Source organism: Enterococcus sp. DIV0574, assembly GCF_051711125.1.
Classification (GTDB): domain Bacteria; phylum Bacillota; class Bacilli; order Lactobacillales; family Enterococcaceae; genus Enterococcus_D; species Enterococcus_D gallinarum.
The window spans coordinates 3196889-3213304 of the sequence record NZ_JBIOMA010000001.1 but is presented as its reverse complement, the minus strand read 5'-3'; the positions used below and the strand labels follow the sequence as shown (position 1 = coordinate 3213304).

The window sequence follows — 16416 nt, the reverse complement described above, 5'->3', positions numbered from 1 at the left end:
ATTTAAGAAAGAGGTTTTAACAAATGATGAAAGCGCTAGTAATTGAAGATATTAAAGTAATTACCACGGCTCCAGAAGGCATCAACTTAGTAGCAGTTAAAGTGACAACGAATGACCCAAGTATTTATGGAGTGGGTTGTGCAACATTTACACAGAGATATGAAGTAGTTGTAACAGCGATTGATAAATACTTAAAACCATTTTTGATTGGTAAAGATCCGCAACGGATAGAAGATATTTGGCGCACAGCTTCGGTGAGTAGCTATTGGCGAAACGGTCCGGTATTGAACAACGCTTTGTCAGGAATCGACATGGCACTTTGGGATATTAAAGGGAAACTGGCGAATATGCCGCTTTATCAATTGTTTGGTGGAAAGGTTCGTGATGCTGTTCCAGCCTATATTCATGCCGATGCACAAAGTGTCAGTGATGCTGTTGAGTTAGTGCAAACGCGAGTCGATCAAGGCTGGAAACAGATTCGCGTACAGATTGGCGGGTATGGCGGAAATAATCAGGCGATGCATTTACCTAAGGATAATACTCCCGGTGTTTACTACGATCCAGATGTTTATATGAAGACAATGATTGAAGGGTTTGAAAAATTGAGAGAAAAATTTGGAGACTCGATCAAGCTTTGTCATGATGTGCATGAACGCTTATCTCCCAGTGAAGCGGTAAAATTTGCTAATCAGCTGGAGAAATTTGACTTGTTGTTCTTAGAGGATGCATTGCCGCCAGAACAAGTCCAATGGTTTGAGCATTTACGAAGCCATACCAATATTCCGCTAGCAATGGGAGAACTGTTTAATAATCCCCATGAATGGACGGGGCTTATCCAAAACCGGACAATCGACTATTTGCGATTGCATCTGAGTCAGGTGGGCGGAATTACACCAACAAGAAAAATTATTTCCTTGGCAGATGCTTATGGTGTGCGAACTGCGTGGCATGGCCCAGGTGATATGACAGGGATCGGGCATGCGGTGAATACGCATTTAAGTATTACTTCCACGAACTTCGGTATCCAAGAATGGAGTTGCAGCATTAAAGAGAATACGTACAAAGTATTTCCGGGAACACCGGTTGCAAAGGATGGGTACATTTATCTGAATGATCAACCAGGTATTGGTGTCGATATTGATGAGGAAGCTGCGGCGGCTTTTCCAACACATGATCGGATGGCTGACTGGACATTGTGCCGTTTGCCAGATGGATCTGCAGGAAGACCTTAAGGAGGAGTTAAAAAATGAATCAAAATAAAGATGTTATGGTAGCAAATGCAATCATTGAAGCGATTGGTGGAAAAGAAAACATTCGAGCTGTAGGACACTGTTCCTCACGCTTGCGTTTGACCTTGAACGACAAAAAAGTAGTTAACGAAGCTGAGATTGAAAATATTGATGGGGTAAAGGGGCAATTTTTTGCTGGAGAGCAATACCAGATTATTCTTGGAACGGGATTTGTTGATCGTGTGTATGCTATTGTGGTTGGAAATACGAGTACTGAGTTAAATACAGATATTAAAGGCGATCTATATGAGGGGATGTCTTTACCTAAAAAAGTATCGCGAATTTTAGGGGATATTTTCATTCCAGTTATTCCAGTTTTGGTTGCTACCGGATTATTTAGCGGTTTTATCAATTGTATCAACGCTTTTGGTGTAGAAATGAACCCAAATGTTTTGACAATCGCAACTATTTTGATGAAAACAGCTTTCACATTTTTGCCTGTACTGATTGCATGGGCGGGAATGAAGCAATTTGGTGGAAGTCCAGTGTTAGGGATTGTTCTGGGTTTGATGTTGGTCAACCCGTTGTTACCAAATCCTAGCGATGTCGCTAAAGGGGTAGCAGACGCGATTACATTTACGTTTTTCGGATTAGATTTGAATGTTGTAGGTTATCAAGGTTCGGTATTACCGGCCCTAATGGTGGCGATTATAGCCGCAAAAACGGAAAAAGCACTAAAAAAGAAAGTTCCTGATGTCCTTGATTTGATTGTCACACCATTTACAACGATTTTAGTTGCTGGATTATTAGGTTTGATTATCATTGGTCCAATTTGCCAATACATTGAATTGCTTGTTTTGGGCGCTGCAAAAGCAGTAATTGGTTTACCCTTCGGATTAGGCGGTTTGATTATTGGAGGAACGCAACAAGCCATTGTTGTCACTGGAATGCATCATATATTTTTGGCTTTGGAAACAGATTTGTTAGCGAATACGGGATTTAACCCATTTAATGCAATGATTACTGGTGGAATTATTGCACAAGCAACTGCGGCCTTAGTAACTGGATGGAAAGTTCAGGATAAAAAGAAACGTGGCTTTTTGATGTCGGCTTCATTGCCAGCTTTCTTGGGGATCACAGAGCCAGCGATCTTCGGAGTGAATCTAAAATTTGGCAAACCGTTCCTTTTTGCCTTAACAGGTGGGGCAACTGCGGGTTTAGTTGCAGGATTGTTACATGCTAAAAGTACTGGTATGGGTGTGGCAGCTATACCCGGAATTGTTACTTATTTGTATAGCGCAACTGGTATCAAAGATTATTTCATTATTCATTTAACGGGAATGATTGTATCTGGCGGATTGGTCTATTTCTTTTTCGACCCTAATGAAGCAATGGAACAAGAAGAACAGAAGAAAGGGATTGTCAAAGAAGCTGGACATGAAAAGATCTATAACCCAGTTCAAGGATATGTTGTAAAAATCACAGATGTTAATGATCCCGTTTTTTCAAAGAAAATGATGGGTGAAGGATTTGCGATCAAGCCAGAAAATGGACAGGTGTATGCACCGTTTAATGGAACGATTATGTCAATTTTTCCTACAAAACACGCCATAATCATCAAAGGTGAGCATGGAGAAGAAGCATTGATTCATATGGGGATTGATACCGTGGAATTGCAAGGTAATGGCTATAATATTCTAGTAGAAGAAAACGAAAGAGTCACAAAGAATACGTTGTTAGCAGAAATTGATCTATCTCTTTTGAAGGAAAACAATAAGGATACTTCGATTATGGTTGTTTTTCCTGAAATGAAAGATCCTCATTTAACTATTCAGTATGGGATGCAGATGAATGGAAATGAGATAGGAAGTATCGTTTGAAAGACGGAGAAGGGTGCTAAAGAATGAAACGTGTAGAATTATTAACTAAAATTGAAGAATCAGGTGTCATTGCGGTAGTTCGCGGAGCTTCTAAAGAACAAGGAAAACGATCCTGTGAAGCATTGATTCAAGGTGGAATAAAGGGAATCGAAGTTACTTTTACATTGCCTAATGCTGCAGAGGTTATTAGGGAATTAGTTTCGGAGAACTTGGATTCTAGCGTAGTAATTGGTGCGGGAACAGTTTTAGATGTCACTACTGCCCGTTTAGCCATAATGGCAGGAGCTGAATTTATAGTTAGTCCGACCTTCGATCAAGCAACAGCAGAAGTTTGTAACCTGTATCAAATACCTTATTTACCAGGGTGTCTAACCGTAACGGAGATAAAAGAGTCTCTAAAAGCAGGCGTAGATATCGTAAAATTATTTCCCGGATCGGCATATGGCCCAGCAATCATATCTGCCTTCAAAGCCCCCTTGCCACAGATAAATATTATGCCAACCGGAGGGGTGTCGTTGGAAAACATGAAAGACTGGTTCAGGGCAGGTGTGGTAACAGTCGGCGTCGGGGGCAATCTTTTGAAGCCCGCTGAAACTGGAGACTATAAAGGTGTCACGCGTATCGCTAAAGAATACATGACAGAATTTAAAAAGATTAAGGATGATCTTTATGACTAAAATATTGACACTGGGTGAGATCATGCTTCGCCTTTCCACCTGTAACAATGAACGTCTAAGTGACAATAATGGTTCTATTGCAAAGTTTTAAATCTACTATCAGATAAGGTAGAATAATAGAAAAAGATAGCAGGAGGAATGACGATGAGTCATTTTAAAGGAAAGCAATTTCAGCAGGATGTGATTATTGTAGCCGTGGGCTACTATCTTCGTTATAACCTTAGCTATCGTGAAGTTCAAGAAATCTTATATGATCGTGGCATTAACGTTTCTCATACGACGATTTATCGTTGGGTGCAAGAATATGGCAAACTACTCTATCAAATTTGGAAAAAGAAAAATAAAAAATCCTTTTATTCATGGAAAATGGATGAAACGTACATCAAAATTAAAGGAAAATGGCATTATTTGTATCGAGCCATCGATGCAGATGGTTTAACCTTGGATATTTGGTTACGTAAAAAACGGGACACACAAGCAGCCTATGCTTTTCTTAAGCGGTTAGTGAAGCAGTTTGATGAACCGAAGGTTGTAGTCACAGATAAAGCCCCCTCTATTACAAGTGCCTTTAAGAAACTAAAAGAATACGGCTTTTATCAAGGGACAGAACATCGTACCATTAAATACCTGAATAATTTGATCGAACAAGACCATCGTCCAGTAAAGAGACGCAATAAATTCTATCGAAGTTTACGCACTGCCTCTACCACGATTAAAGGCATGGAAGCCATTCGAGGATTATATAAGAAAACCCGAAAAGAAGGCACTCTCTTCGGGTTTTCGGTCTGTACTGAAATCAAGGTATTATTGGGAATCCCAGCTTAAATCATAGATACCGTAAGGGATTTTATTCTTTATTTAAAACTTTGCAACAGAACCGGAAATAATTCCCGACTTGGTTCCATTGACCTCTGATGGATTGCAGGAAAAAGTTTTTGCTGAAACCAATGGTCAAGGGGTAGACCTGTGTATTATTGCCGCGCCGGCACCACAGGCACAAGAAGCAAGTTTCAGTTATATGGCGACAAACGGTCGCTGTCTCTTCTTTGGCGGCTTGCCAAAGGAGAAAGAGTAAGTCAAATTGAACACGAACATTCTTCATTACAAACAATTACGCGTTTTTGGTTGTACTCGTGCCAGCTTGGCAGGCTATCGAACATCCGCACAGCTAGTTGCTAGTGGCAGAATTCCGTTGAAAAAATTGATTACAAAATGTTACACAATCAATGAGTTTCCTCAGGCGCTTGAAAATGCTGTCAATGCAGTAGGTTTGAAAAATGTCATTGTCTTTGACGAATCATTTTAGTTTGATTGCTTCCATTTTCAGTTTCTTTTATAATGAAACAAAACACAAAAAGGTGATAGAAGATGGATGATCAATTGTACGCAGAGGAAAGAAAACAATCAATCGTTAAAATAGTCAATGAGAAAAACCGGATGCAAGTTGCTGAGTTGGCGGAACTTTTCAATGTGACGGGTTCAACGATCCGCAATGATTTACGAGAACTTGAGAATGAGGGGTTAGTCACTCGAACCCACGGTGGCGTGATTAAACGTGAATTTCAACGAAGTGTTGAGACGATCCCCAAAAATCGGGCCTTTACCAATGAAAAATACCGCATCGCTGAACGTGCGGTCCGATTGATCGAAGAAAATGATATTTTGGCGATTGATACAGGAACATCTTGCCGTGCGTTTGCAGAAAAATTGATCAACAGTCCACTGAAGCATTTGACGATTTTGACCTATGATTTGGAGATTGCCTTATTGATAAGTGAGAAAACCAATTATCAAGTGCAAGTCATTGGCGGTACCATTCGAAATGGCTATCCCTATGTTTCAGGCAGTTCTGTGGCATTGGGATTAGCGGGTTTTTCCGTGGATAAAGTGATTCTAGGCACCACTTCTTTTGACAAGAATTATGGGCATTCAACTCCTAATTACGAAACGGCTGAAATGAAGAAAAGCCTGATCAATATTAGTCGGATCAAAATTGTTCTATGTGAATCCAGCAAGATCAATCAGCGGAGTTTCAAGCAATTTGCTGCACCAGATGAATGTGATTATTTGATTACAGATTCTCATATCACACAAGAGCAGAAAGCTGAACTGGATGGCTTGCGTGTCAACTTGTTGATTGCTTAGGAAAACATATCTAGATATCTGGGTAACGAATTTTGTGAAAGAGCCATCTAAGAGACAGGCCTGAAAGGGAACGAAACATTCCGCTATTCCCTTGAGAGCACGTTTATGTCTTAGTGGCCTTTCCAAACAATTCGATGATTCATTCCAGCAAAAACCACGTCCGAGTGTTTCTAGGACGTGGTTTTCTTTTGATCGGATAATTTTTCTAAAATTGTTTCGGCAACGGCTTGCGGAATGCCCGCTTGCTGGATCTCTGCCACGGAAGCTGCTTGAATGTTTTTAAGCGATTTGAAGGTTTTCATCAGCTGTTGCTTACGTTTTGGTCCTAAACCAGGAATTTCATCCAATCTTGAAGAGAAACTGTTCTTGCTGCGCAATTGTCTGTGGAAAGTAATGGCAAACCGATGAACTTCATCTTGGATTCTTTGCAGCAAAAAGAATTCGACTGAATTTCGTTCGAGCTGAATCGGCTGCAGATCATCGCCAAACAGTAACTCGCTGGTTTTATGTTTATTGTTTTTGACAAGACCAGCTACTGGAATATCTAATCCTAACTGGTTATGCAAGACATCTTGTGCGGCGCCTACTTGACCTTTGCCACCATCGATGACGATCAAGTCAGGAAATGGCAATTTCTCTTTCAAAACTCGCGAGTAGCGCCGGTAGATCACTTCCTGCATCGAGCCATAATCATCACCGCCTTGTGCGGTTTTGATTTTGTATTTTCGGTAATCATCTTTTGAAGGCTTGCCGTCCACAAAGACGACCATTGCAGAAACTGGATCGGTTCCCATAATGTGAGAGTTGTCAAACGCCTCGATGCGATAAGGGGCCGAAATGCCCATGGCTTCACCTAATTTTTCCACCGCCCCGATGGTTCGTTCTTCTGTCCGCTCGATGAGAGCAAACTTCTGATCCAATGCGATTTGCGCGTTTTTATTGGCTAAGTCGACCAATTTTTTCTTGTCACCTCGTTGTGGCTGCAAGACTTTCGTTTTTAGCAGCACTTCTAGAGGTTCCCGTTCAATCGTTTGGGGGACAAAAATTTCTTTTGGGATGAAGTGCTCGTTCTTTTGGTAGAATTGACCGATGAATGTCAAAAAGTCTTCTTCCGCTTCGTTGTAAAAAGGAAACAAGGAGACTTCCCGCTCAATCAATTTTCCTTGGCGGATAAAGAACACTTGGACACACATCCAGCCTTTGTCCACACTGTAACCGAAGACGTCGCGATCAAGCAGATCGGTCAAAGTCATCTTTTGACGCGTCATAACGGTATCGATGGCTTGGATTTGATCGCGCAGTTCCGCAGCACGTTCAAATTCAAGGGATTCAATCGCTTCGCCCATTTTTTCCTTTAGTTCTTTTTGGATCTCAACATGGCCACCGTGGAAAAAGTGTTTGACTTGATCAACGATTTTTCGGTATTCCTTGGGATCCATGTGATGAACGTAAGGACAGACGCACTGTCCCAAATGATAGTAGAGACAAGGGCGTTTTTGCGATGCACCACATTTGCGTAATGGAAACAAGCGGTCCAAGATCCGTTTTGTTTCATTCGCTGCTCGGGCATCCGGATAAGGACCGAAGTAAAGCGCACCATCTTTCAACACTTTGCGGGTGATGATCAATTTAGGATAGCGTTCATTCGTAACTTTGATAAATGGATAGGACTTGTCGTCCTTCAACATAATATTGTATTTTGGTTTGTTTTTTTGAATGAGATTGATTTCTAACAAAAGCGCTTCAGTATTGGATTCAGTGACGACATATTCAAAGTCGGCGATCTCCTGAACTAAGCGTTCCGTTTTCGTGTCATGACTTCCTGTAAAATAGGAACGTACACGATTTTTTAAAATCTTCGCCTTACCTACATAGATGATCGTACCATTTTTGTCTTTCATCAAGTAACAACCAGGTTGATCGGGTAAGAGAGCTAATTTGTTTTTGATCTGTTCCTTCATTTCAGGGTCCTTTCTAGGTGGTCGTTCACATCTGTTTTACTTTATAGGGGAACGTCAGAGCCCCTATTATTCTATCACAAAATAATTAAGAAACAATGAATGAGTTTTTTTACCAAAAAAATCAGTTCAATCGTAAGAAAAGATTAAGAAGTTGCCTGATGGCATCAAGAGACACCGATTATTCCTCCTGCCATTGTCGGATAAAAGAAGCACAAGCAGCAAATTCTTTATAGGAATCGCGGGTCCGTTTGACCAAATAAAATTGGCGGCGATAACGCTCGCCTAAATCTTCATGGGGGACATCTCCAGCAGCTCGTGCAGAAATGATTGAACAGCCGAAGCCTTTTTTCAACAATGCAACGATCATCTCATTATTGGCGATTTGTAAAATAGGCGTCTGGATATTTTGCTCTTCTAGATAGCGTTTCATATAATAATAAACCCCAGAACTTTGTTCTCGCACAAGCCACGGTCCGACTGCCGGATCGCCAGCCAATACTAGCTGGTCACTCATCAATGGGTATCGCTCCACGGTAGCAGCGGATAAGGGCTTTTCAATGATCCCTAGGTCAAGCTCGTGTTGCTCTACCGCATGCAGGACAGCGGCAGAGTTCATCATCTCTACTTGAAATTGGATGTGGGGAAAGCGAGTGTATAAGCGCATCAGCAAATCCGGCAGCAAATAGATCGCAAAAGTATGGGAAACACCTATCCGGCATGGAACCAACTGTTGCGTACCTTGTTGGATCTCTTGATAGAGATGCTGCCAATCGTCCAATAAATTCAGCCCTCTTTGATAAAGCAGGTGAGCTTGTGGGGTTGCTGAAATGTTCATGCGGCCATTTCGAATGAAAAGTTGGGTATTCAATTCTTCTTCTAATTGTTTGATATGGGCGGAGACGGTAGGTTGAGACACGAACAGCAACTCAGCGGCTTTCGAGAAATTCTGTGTTTCGTAAACGATTTTGAACGTTTCTAGTTTTTCCAGCAGTGTAATCACTTCCATTATAAAATCCTATTAAAACTATTATATCAATAAATGTTATAGATGAAAAATGCTGTGTATAATATAAGGCAGTATGAAAGGATGGACAAGAATGAATGTTGAAAAAATCAAACCCGTCAATCTGCAGCCATTTTTACCTGGCTTGTTGTTATCATTTATTGTAGCGGCTGTAGCGAAAGTCTTGGCTCTTTGGCTGCCGCAATTAGGAGGAGCGACTTTGGCGATTTTATTAGGGATCGTTCTAGGCAATACGTTCTTCAATCAAAAACAGTATGCGCAAGGAACGAAATTTGCAGAAAGTCGGCTTTTAGAATATTCGGTTGTATTGCTAGGATTTACTGTTACCTTTCAAACGATCAGTGAGATGGGGATTCGTGGTTTTGTTTTCATCGTATTGATGATGACGATCGTTATTACTGCGGCTTACTTGATTGGCAAGAAGTTGGGATTCAATCAAAAAATGAGTTTGATGATGGCAGGAGGCAATGCGGTCTGCGGTTCTTCTGCGATTGGCGCGATTGCACCAGCCATCCAAGCCGATGATGAAGAAAAAGGGCAGATCATCACACTCGTCAATTTGTTAGGAACAGTGATGATGTTGACTTTGCCGTTTCTTGGTCTGGCGTTGTTTGGTTCGGATGTTTTACAAAAAAGCGCACTGTTGGGAGGAACGCTACAATCCGTAGGGCAAGTCGTAGCGGGTGCCAGCTTACTTGATGCAGAGATTGTCAAATATGCCATGCTGTTTAAGATCGCTCGGATCATTTTATTGGTCGTGGTGGTTTTGATTTTCGAACGAATGGTGTCGCAACAAAATCAATCCGCATCCGTCGTAAAACAAAAACGATCGTTGCGTATTCCTTGGTATGTTTTAGGTTTTTTGCTGATTTGTATCTTGAACAGCTTCGTTGCATTGCCAAGTTGGTTGAATGATGCTGCACATTTCATCAGTACCTGGTTTGAGACCATCGCCCTTGCAGCAATCGGCTTGCGCTTAGACTTCCGTAAATTCATGAAAGAAGGACCTAAGTTCCTTTTCTATGGACTTTCAGTCGGTTTGGTTCAAACAATTGCAGCGCTCAGCTTGATCTGGTTGCTGAAAATCTAATACAGGATAAGAAAGAGGCTGGGACAGAAGTATTAAACTCCGAGAAATAAGGAGGAATACACGGAAATTACTTTTCAAATTTGGGGGTATTTCGACTTATTTCCGAAGGAGTTGCTTCGCCTCTCACCGTTTAGACGTGTTTAGAGCGTGGAACAAAAGTGTTTTTTACTTTTGTTCCACGCTCTATTTTTGTTGAACGCTCTAAAGCATGGCTTGCAAACTTTTTTCAGCGATTTGTTCAATCGGTAGTAGACCGTACTCTTGGCTACTAAGCAAAAGAATCGGGGTGTGTGGTACGGCTTCTTGTAGTTCTTTTAATGCAAATTGAGCTTCAGGAGTCAGGAGGATCAAATCAGCAGCTGGCGCTTTTTCTGCGACTTTTGACAAGCTGTACATCTCTACCGCAATCGGCTGCCTTTGAACAGTAAAATATTTCTGTAATTTTAACTGCAGACGTTGTGTTTGCAGTTCTCCCTCGGTTATCCAGCTGCTGACACTAAAAATCATGATCTGTTTCTCAGATGAGGACAGCTTGTCTGTTTGGATAGTGGACGGAGTTGCTGGTACTTTTTCCATCGTTTTCCCTCTTTTCTTTTTTGAGAATAAGGAAGCAAAAAAAGTTGGTTTTGTATTGCCTAAAAGAGCATCGGTTGAAATATGGAACAACTGACTTAGCTTGACTAACATATCCAAATCCGGATAACTGATATTTCGCTCCCATTTAGAAATCGTTTGCGGCGTGACATTCAATTGATTAGCCACCTCTTTTTGGGTCATCCTTTTTGCTTTGCGCAACTTTTTGATATTTTCTCCAATCTCTACCATCAGAGTAGCCTCCTTTGATTGATAGGTGCAAGAAATGAATCGTTGAATCAGGAAATAAAGAACGCAACGATTCGTTGAATTGCTGATATATTCGCATTTTTCGTCATTTGTAAGGGGAACTAGCTGATTAAAATGACATGAAAAATTTGTAGTCTAAACCGCTTTCTTCTGCTATGATAATCGAAAAAAGGAGAAAAGGAAATGGTGAGTTCTTGGGTTGAAGGCAAAGAAGGAGTAGCGGAGCATCTAGTCTATCTAAACAAAGAAGGCAAAGAGCTGCAGAAATTGTTGGCGGGAGAAAAGAACGCCATCATCCGTGGGGCAGCAGGGCGCAAATCTCCGTTAGGTGGACGCGCAAAAGTTGGCGACCGTGTCTACTTCGTGGAAACAGGTGGCGATCTTTTAGTTACTCATCGTGGCATGATTGAGAACGTGATTGAAACGGAGAAAATGACACCTGAAGAATCACAACAATTTGTTGAGCAGCACCAATCAGAATTAAATTTATCCAAAAAACAAATGGAGCGTTGGGCAGGAAAGAAATTTTTGGCCATTTATCGAATTGCTGAACTGGAAGCGATTGAACCTTTTACGTATCAACGAGGGAAGAACATGGATGACTGGGTAATCACTTCTAGTATAGAGGAAATCAAATAAGAAACCTTAATAAAGCGACCACCTGAAAGAACAGTCTTTTAGGTAGTCGCTTTTACTTTTGGGATAGTAGCAAGACTTCTGTTAAAGTTCTTCACCGTTCGTAGCGATGACCCGTTGATACCAAGCAAAGGAATCTTTTTTCAAGCGTTGCAGACTTCCGTTGCCAGCATTGTCTTTATCAACATAGATCATGCCGTAGCGTTTCTCCATTTCTCCGCTGCCGAAACTGACGATATCGATGATTCCCCAAGGAGTATAACCTAAGACGGGTACACCATCTTCTATTACTGCTTTCTCCAGTTGTTCGATGTGCTGACGTAAATAAGAGATACGGTAGGGATCATGGATCGTGTTTTCTTCTGTTAATTGATCATAGGCACCAAAGCCATTCTCTACGATAAAGAGCGGCAAGTCATAACGTTGATAGATCGTGTTTAAAACATAGCGAAGTCCTACGGGATCAATTGGCCATCCCCAATCCGTCGCGGTGATATAGGGATTACGGACGATTTTTGCGTGAGGGATATCGTCGGTCGGTTGGCCTTCGACAGTTTCCAATGTCGTGATCGTTCCTGACATATAATAGCTGAAACCAATATAATCAACAGTCCCTGCCTTTAGTAAAGCCTTCTCTTCCTCACTGATTTGGATTTTGATCCCTTTTTGCTGCCAGTAAGTTTGTGCATAGGTCGGAATCTTTCCTCTGACGTGGATGTCACTATAGAAGTAACGACGTTCATTGGCTTTGACCGAAGCCATCAAATCTTCTGGTGCACAGGAATAAGGATAGATTGGGACATAAGCCATCATACAGCCGATTTGAAAGTCTGGATTGATTTTTTTCCCCTCAATGACTGCCGCCGCACTAGCGATCAGTTCGTTGACACCCGCTTGAAAGACCAGTTCTTCTTTCTTGCTTTCTTCTTCGATGATCATGGCGGAGTTTGTCCAGACATGTAATGGTTCCTGTCCGTCTGCTTGATTATTGATTTCATTGAATGTCATCCAGTAGGTGACTTTATCTTTGTAGCGTTCAAAAACGCAGGTTGCGAATTTAACGAAGAGGGGAATCACGGCTTTATTGACAAAGCCACCGTAGGTTTCATAAATCGCATAAGGCATTTCAAAATGAGACAGTGTAATGATTGGTTCGATCCCATTGTTTAATAGTTCGTCAAAAAGGTCATCATAATATTGCAGGCCTGCTTCATTGGGCTCGTCCTCTTGGCCGGTTGGAAAAATACGGCTCCAGGAGATCGATGTACGCAGACACTTTAAGCCTAACGCTTTGAATAATTGAATATCTTCTTTGTAGCGGTGATAAAAGTCGATCGCTTCGTGATTAGGATAATACACATCTTCTTTGATGCCTCTCGTGATTTCACGAGGAATCCCGTTTCCTCCAGCAGTCATCACATCAGCAATACTCATGCCGCGTCCTGCGACATTCCAAGCCCCTTCTGCTTGATGGGCAGCAATTGCGCCACCCCATAGAAAATCTTTTGGCATTTTGCTGCTCATAATTCTTTCCTCCTAAAAAAGTTACGCTTCGATTTTTTGTGAACGGTTTGAAGCAATCACGAATGGCAAGTAGATCAATACGGAAATCGCCAGACAGACCACACCAACGATTGCAGCTACTGCATTTCCGCCAGTTCCTAGGAATAAGTTGATGATTCCCGGTGTGGTCCAAGGCACACCGATTGCTGGTGTCGGCATGATCGGCCAAATGACTGTTACAAAATAACCAACTAGAATATTGACCATTGGAGTCAATATAAAGGGAATGATCATAATCGGATTCAAGACGATCGGTAACCCGAAGATAATCGGTTCGTTGATCTGAAAGATTCCTGGAACAAGTGACATCTTAGCGATCTCCCGTTGTTCTGGTCGCTTCGAGGCGATGAAAATGGCAATGATCAGCCCTAACGTCATTCCCGTTCCGCCCATATTAGCAAACATGTCGTTCAAAACGCCCCACGTTTCTTTGTAAGGTACATCCCACAAGGAACCGCCTTGATTGATGAAATCCAAGTTGGCTAAATCCTGTTCTGTAAAAATTGCTGAACGAACGGCATTCAATGTATTTGGTCCGTGAATCCCGATGGAGAAGAGCAGTGTTTGTAAGAAAGCTAAAATCAAGACACCAACGACATTTCCTCCTAAATCACGCAACGGACTTTGGATCCCTTTGTAGATCAATTCATTGATGCCCTCTGGCGCAATCATCAGTACTAGGAAATTGATCAATGCGGTAACTGCTACGATGATCACGATAGGAATCATTCCAGAAAACGAACGGGAAACTGCCGGCGGTACCATATCGGGCATTTTGATCTGTAATCGTTTGACTTTGAATAGTTTCGGCAAGAATTCTCCTACCAGACAAGCAACGATCATGGCGACGAATAAGCCTTGTGCGCCTAAATATTGGGTGGAGATGGCATTGACACCGTCAACTGAGAAAGAAGTCGGATATAAAATCATAAACGCAGCTACACTTGTCAAACCAACTAGTGTCGCATCTGCATCAAAGTGTTTTGCTAGCAGTTGGGCAACCAGATAAGCAATGAATACGCTCATGATATTGATGGTTCCGTTAGCAACAGATGCCAGTACTTGCTGGGCACTTTCTAAATTGGGAAAGATTTTTGAGAGTTGAAATAATTGCACGATAAAACTATCGTTGGAAAATAAGATATTGTTGACCAAAATAACTAATGAAGAAGAAATCGTCAACGGGAAAATCAACATAAATGCATCACGAATCGCTGCGACGTGTCGCTGGTTATTCAATCTGGTGGCAATTGGTACCAAGGACCGGTCTAGTAGATCATTAAATTTTTGCATAACAGTAACACCTTTCTCTATTTGATGGACTTATTATAGCGAAAGGTTGCCTGAAAAAGTAAGCGCATTCGTTTTTAGAATCAAATTCTGTGAGGAAGAAATTTATTCCACAGTCGGAACAAGTGGTTACAAAAAACAGAAAGCAGCAAGACAAACGCTTGATTGCAGCCACTAGTCAGAAAACTGCTGCTGTAAAGCGAGTGTTCTGGCTAGGGCGTTCTTCGTTGTCTGGTACTTTCTGTGCTCGTTCATCATTGAGGGGTAGGTTCATCTTGTAAATAACCAATCAGTGTTTCCACGATGGCGATGGCTGGAAGCTGGCTAGTCAGATCGAGGAAGATGTCTTTGCGCTCTTCTTTGACTGCGTATTCGATCGAGTAGTCACATAAATGGGCAAGAGAACTCTCTTTATTTCTCGTAATACAATATTTTTGGGCAATCGCTTTATTAGCTAATCCAGTAATGACTTCGATCAATTCTTTTGTTTCACCAGAAACACTCAAGAAAACCAGAACGTTTTTTTGATCGGCTCGTAAGAAGCTGCGGATCGGGTAAGTCAATTCATCGATGCTGATGCAGAAGTAGCCGATATTTGCGAGCTTGCGGGCGACATACTGTGCAATTGCTCCAGACGCCCCCATCCCCATAAATAAAATACAGTCCGCATCTCGCAGTGTTTGCGCCATCTTCTTGATTTGGTATTCGACATCGGGATGGAAAATCGTCATGTTCAATCCACGGATGCGTTCTTCAAGGGATAACTGTTTTTGATGTTCTTCATAATGGACTTTTTCTAAATGGGTCTTGATATAAAAGCGAAATTCAGGAAAGGAATCGAATCCCACTTTTTGAACAAAACGAAAGACAGAAGTGGAAGAAACATGGGCATCATCTGCAATATCCCGTACTCGCATATAAGGGACTTTTTCTAAATTATTGACAATAAAGCGATAGATCTCTTGTTCGACTGAAGACAATTTGTTTAAGTTCAAATGCTGAAAAACGGCCATAAATGTTCCTCGCTATCCCATAAGAGTATATGACGAGTATACCATGATTTAGCGAGTGAGTTGCTGATGAATCTGATAAACTGCACCAATTAATCCGGCGTCATTTTGCAATTTGGCAGGCAGCACAGGAGCAATCGTTTTTCCCCGCAAATAGTTGATGGCAGCGTGTTGTGTTTCGACAGTTGTTAATGTCTGTTGCAGTCGTTCAAAGAAATATGGGTTGGCACTGATACCACCGCCAATCAAAATGGCTTCTGGATCGAAACAGCTGATCAAATTGATCAACCCGACGGACAAATCTGTCAGGAACTGTTGGGTCACTGTTTCTGCTAATGTTTCTCCCATCTGTGCGCGCTGAAAAATTTCTCGAGCATCTGTCGTCGCTTGAAATCCTGCCAGCTGACCGCCTTTTTGATTGTAGATCCGAACGAGCCCATCAACGACAGCAGCTTTACGATTGATCGAAACTTCCTCACTATTACCTGTAGAAGGCAAGGCGTCGATCACCATCCAGCCAAATTCTCCTGCCATGCCGTGGGCACCGCGATACACTTGATCATTGATTACGATCCCTCCGCCTACACCAGTTCCTAAGACGAGGCAAAGGTAATTGGAGAAGGATTGGGCATTGCCGATCCATTTCTCTGCGATGGCGGCTGCATTGGCATCATTCTCGACAGAAACTGGTAAACCACAGCATTCTTCTAATGTGGTTTTGAAATTCTCGCCGTACAATGGTTTGATGGCGCCAGCTGTCAGCATCAAACCGTCTTTTTGCACGATGCCCGGCGCACTGATCCCAATCCCGGCGATCGGATAGCGACTTTTAGCTTCATTAATAATTGTGATTAAATTTTGATAGAAAGACTGGGGATCGTAGTTTGTCGGAAGCATATTTTTTTCCAGAATTGCTCCTGTTTCATCAAGAACCCCGTATTTGATCGTTGTGCCGCCAATATCAAATCCTACATACATCGTTATTCCTACTTTCTTCTTTTAATCAGTGTCTTTTCTGCATTGTAGCATGGCACTTGTTGGAATATTTTTCTTTTCGACGGCCAGAAA

General features: G+C 41.8%; 16 protein-coding genes. 9 read left to right on the top strand and 7 right to left on the bottom strand.

Features of this window, described 5'->3' with window-relative positions:
* Positions 1 to 23 precede the first annotated feature (23 nt).
* The 7 genes from IGJ45_RS15325 to IGJ45_RS15295 all read left to right on the top strand — a co-directional run bounded on the left by IGJ45_RS15325 (position 24) and on the right by IGJ45_RS15295 (position 5931).
* Positions 24 to 1232 (top strand): D-galactonate dehydratase, encoded by a 1209-nt coding sequence (locus IGJ45_RS15325; protein ID WP_003127878.1) that lies wholly within the window; start codon positions 24 to 26, stop codon positions 1230 to 1232.
* Between the two features lie 14 nt (positions 1233 to 1246).
* Positions 1247 to 3109 carry a PTS transporter subunit IIBCA gene (locus tag IGJ45_RS15320; RefSeq protein ID WP_003127879.1) on the top strand — a complete coding sequence of 621 codons (1863 nt, stop codon included), beginning with the start codon at positions 1247 to 1249 and terminating at the stop codon, positions 3107 to 3109.
* Positions 3110 to 3132: 23 nt separating this feature from the next.
* Positions 3133 to 3786, top strand: coding sequence for a bifunctional 4-hydroxy-2-oxoglutarate aldolase/2-dehydro-3-deoxy-phosphogluconate aldolase (locus tag IGJ45_RS15315; RefSeq protein ID WP_021150673.1), 654 nt, complete (start codon positions 3133 to 3135; stop codon positions 3784 to 3786).
* A 144-nt stretch (positions 3787 to 3930) separates the two neighbouring features.
* Positions 3931 to 4611 carry an IS6-like element IS1216 family transposase gene (locus IGJ45_RS15310; RefSeq protein ID WP_002331383.1) on the top strand — a complete coding sequence of 227 codons (681 nt, stop codon included), beginning with the start codon at positions 3931 to 3933 and terminating at the stop codon, positions 4609 to 4611.
* Between the two features lie 70 nt (positions 4612 to 4681).
* Positions 4682 to 4861: a hypothetical protein gene (locus IGJ45_RS15305; protein ID WP_257007634.1), complete on the top strand. Its 180-nt coding sequence runs from the start codon at positions 4682 to 4684 to the stop codon at positions 4859 to 4861.
* Between the two features lie 6 nt (positions 4862 to 4867).
* Positions 4868 to 5092, top strand: coding sequence for a hypothetical protein (locus IGJ45_RS15300; RefSeq protein ID WP_231455762.1), 225 nt, complete (start codon positions 4868 to 4870; stop codon positions 5090 to 5092).
* A 62-nt stretch (positions 5093 to 5154) separates the two neighbouring features.
* Positions 5155 to 5931, top strand: coding sequence for a DeoR/GlpR family DNA-binding transcription regulator (locus tag IGJ45_RS15295; protein ID WP_021150671.1), 777 nt, complete (start codon positions 5155 to 5157; stop codon positions 5929 to 5931).
* Positions 5932 to 6101: 170 nt separating this feature from the next.
* On the opposite strand, the gene uvrC is transcribed toward IGJ45_RS15295, so the two are convergent.
* Both uvrC and IGJ45_RS15285 read right to left on the bottom strand, forming a co-directional pair.
* Positions 6102 to 7892 carry an excinuclease ABC subunit UvrC gene (uvrC, locus tag IGJ45_RS15290; RefSeq protein WP_003127892.1) on the bottom strand — a complete coding sequence of 597 codons (1791 nt, stop codon included), beginning with the start codon at positions 7890 to 7892 and terminating at the stop codon, positions 6102 to 6104.
* A gap of 178 nt (positions 7893 to 8070) precedes the next feature.
* Positions 8071 to 8898, bottom strand: a complete 828-nt coding sequence (locus tag IGJ45_RS15285; RefSeq protein ID WP_003127893.1) for a LysR family transcriptional regulator — start codon at positions 8896 to 8898, stop codon at positions 8071 to 8073.
* Between the two features lie 91 nt (positions 8899 to 8989).
* Here IGJ45_RS15285 and IGJ45_RS15280 point away from each other — a divergent pair, with 91 nt between their 5' ends.
* Complete coding sequence (locus IGJ45_RS15280) at positions 8990 to 10006, top strand: YeiH family protein (protein WP_005469953.1); 1017 nt, start codon at positions 8990 to 8992, stop codon at positions 10004 to 10006.
* A gap of 201 nt (positions 10007 to 10207) precedes the next feature.
* On the opposite strand, the gene IGJ45_RS15275 is transcribed toward IGJ45_RS15280, so the two are convergent.
* On the bottom strand, positions 10208 to 10831 hold the full coding sequence (locus IGJ45_RS15275) for a helix-turn-helix domain-containing protein (protein ID WP_003127896.1): 624 nt from the start codon (positions 10829 to 10831) through the stop codon (positions 10208 to 10210).
* 201 nt (positions 10832 to 11032) lie between these two features.
* On the opposite strand from IGJ45_RS15275, the gene IGJ45_RS15270 reads away from it, so the two are divergent.
* The gene (locus tag IGJ45_RS15270; protein WP_021150666.1) at positions 11033 to 11488 is read left to right on the top strand and encodes a hypothetical protein; all 456 of its coding nucleotides are present in this window, start codon (positions 11033 to 11035) and stop codon (positions 11486 to 11488) included.
* A gap of 81 nt (positions 11489 to 11569) precedes the next feature.
* Here the strand turns inward: IGJ45_RS15270 and IGJ45_RS15265 are convergent, their stop codons facing one another.
* The 4 genes from IGJ45_RS15265 to IGJ45_RS15250 all read right to left on the bottom strand — a co-directional run bounded on the left by IGJ45_RS15265 (position 11570) and on the right by IGJ45_RS15250 (position 16326).
* Positions 11570 to 13009, bottom strand: coding sequence for a 6-phospho-beta-glucosidase (locus IGJ45_RS15265; RefSeq protein WP_003127898.1), 1440 nt, complete (start codon positions 13007 to 13009; stop codon positions 11570 to 11572).
* A gap of 21 nt (positions 13010 to 13030) precedes the next feature.
* The gene (locus IGJ45_RS15260; protein ID WP_003127899.1) at positions 13031 to 14341 is read right to left on the bottom strand and encodes a PTS sugar transporter subunit IIC; all 1311 of its coding nucleotides are present in this window, start codon (positions 14339 to 14341) and stop codon (positions 13031 to 13033) included.
* 251 nt (positions 14342 to 14592) lie between these two features.
* Positions 14593 to 15351 carry a MurR/RpiR family transcriptional regulator gene (locus IGJ45_RS15255; protein WP_003127900.1) on the bottom strand — a complete coding sequence of 253 codons (759 nt, stop codon included), beginning with the start codon at positions 15349 to 15351 and terminating at the stop codon, positions 14593 to 14595.
* A gap of 48 nt (positions 15352 to 15399) precedes the next feature.
* A complete protein-coding gene (locus IGJ45_RS15250; RefSeq protein ID WP_003127901.1) occupies positions 15400 to 16326 on the bottom strand; it encodes an ROK family protein in 927 nt (308 codons plus the stop codon).
* Positions 16327 to 16416: the final 90 nt, after the last annotated feature.

What these genes read in the sequence shown, in the direction of transcription:
- IGJ45_RS15315 (WP_021150673.1), top strand. Translation starts at nt 3,133, where the DNA reads ATGAAACGTGTAGAATTATTAACTAAAATTGAAGAATCAGGTGTCATT.
- IGJ45_RS15295 (WP_021150671.1), top strand. Translation starts at nt 5,155, where the DNA reads ATGGATGATCAATTGTACGCAGAGGAAAGAAAACAATCAATCGTTAAA.
- IGJ45_RS15250 (WP_003127901.1), bottom strand. Translation starts at nt 16,326, where the DNA reads ATGTATGTAGGATTTGATATTGGCGGCACAACGATCAAATACGGGGTT.
- IGJ45_RS15255 (WP_003127900.1), bottom strand. Translation starts at nt 15,351, where the DNA reads ATGGCCGTTTTTCAGCATTTGAACTTAAACAAATTGTCTTCAGTCGAA.
- IGJ45_RS15280 (WP_005469953.1), top strand. Translation starts at nt 8,990, where the DNA reads ATGAATGTTGAAAAAATCAAACCCGTCAATCTGCAGCCATTTTTACCT.
- IGJ45_RS15285 (WP_003127893.1), bottom strand. Translation starts at nt 8,898, where the DNA reads ATGGAAGTGATTACACTGCTGGAAAAACTAGAAACGTTCAAAATCGTT.
- IGJ45_RS15270 (WP_021150666.1), top strand. Translation starts at nt 11,033, where the DNA reads ATGGTGAGTTCTTGGGTTGAAGGCAAAGAAGGAGTAGCGGAGCATCTA.
- IGJ45_RS15265 (WP_003127898.1), bottom strand. Translation starts at nt 13,009, where the DNA reads ATGAGCAGCAAAATGCCAAAAGATTTTCTATGGGGTGGCGCAATTGCT.
- IGJ45_RS15260 (WP_003127899.1), bottom strand. Translation starts at nt 14,341, where the DNA reads ATGCAAAAATTTAATGATCTACTAGACCGGTCCTTGGTACCAATTGCC.
- uvrC (WP_003127892.1), bottom strand. Translation starts at nt 7,892, where the DNA reads ATGAAGGAACAGATCAAAAACAAATTAGCTCTCTTACCCGATCAACCT.
- IGJ45_RS15310 (WP_002331383.1), top strand. Translation starts at nt 3,931, where the DNA reads ATGAGTCATTTTAAAGGAAAGCAATTTCAGCAGGATGTGATTATTGTA.
- IGJ45_RS15325 (WP_003127878.1), top strand. Translation starts at nt 24, where the DNA reads ATGATGAAAGCGCTAGTAATTGAAGATATTAAAGTAATTACCACGGCT.
- IGJ45_RS15275 (WP_003127896.1), bottom strand. Translation starts at nt 10,831, where the DNA reads ATGGTAGAGATTGGAGAAAATATCAAAAAGTTGCGCAAAGCAAAAAGG.
- IGJ45_RS15320 (WP_003127879.1), top strand. Translation starts at nt 1,247, where the DNA reads ATGAATCAAAATAAAGATGTTATGGTAGCAAATGCAATCATTGAAGCG.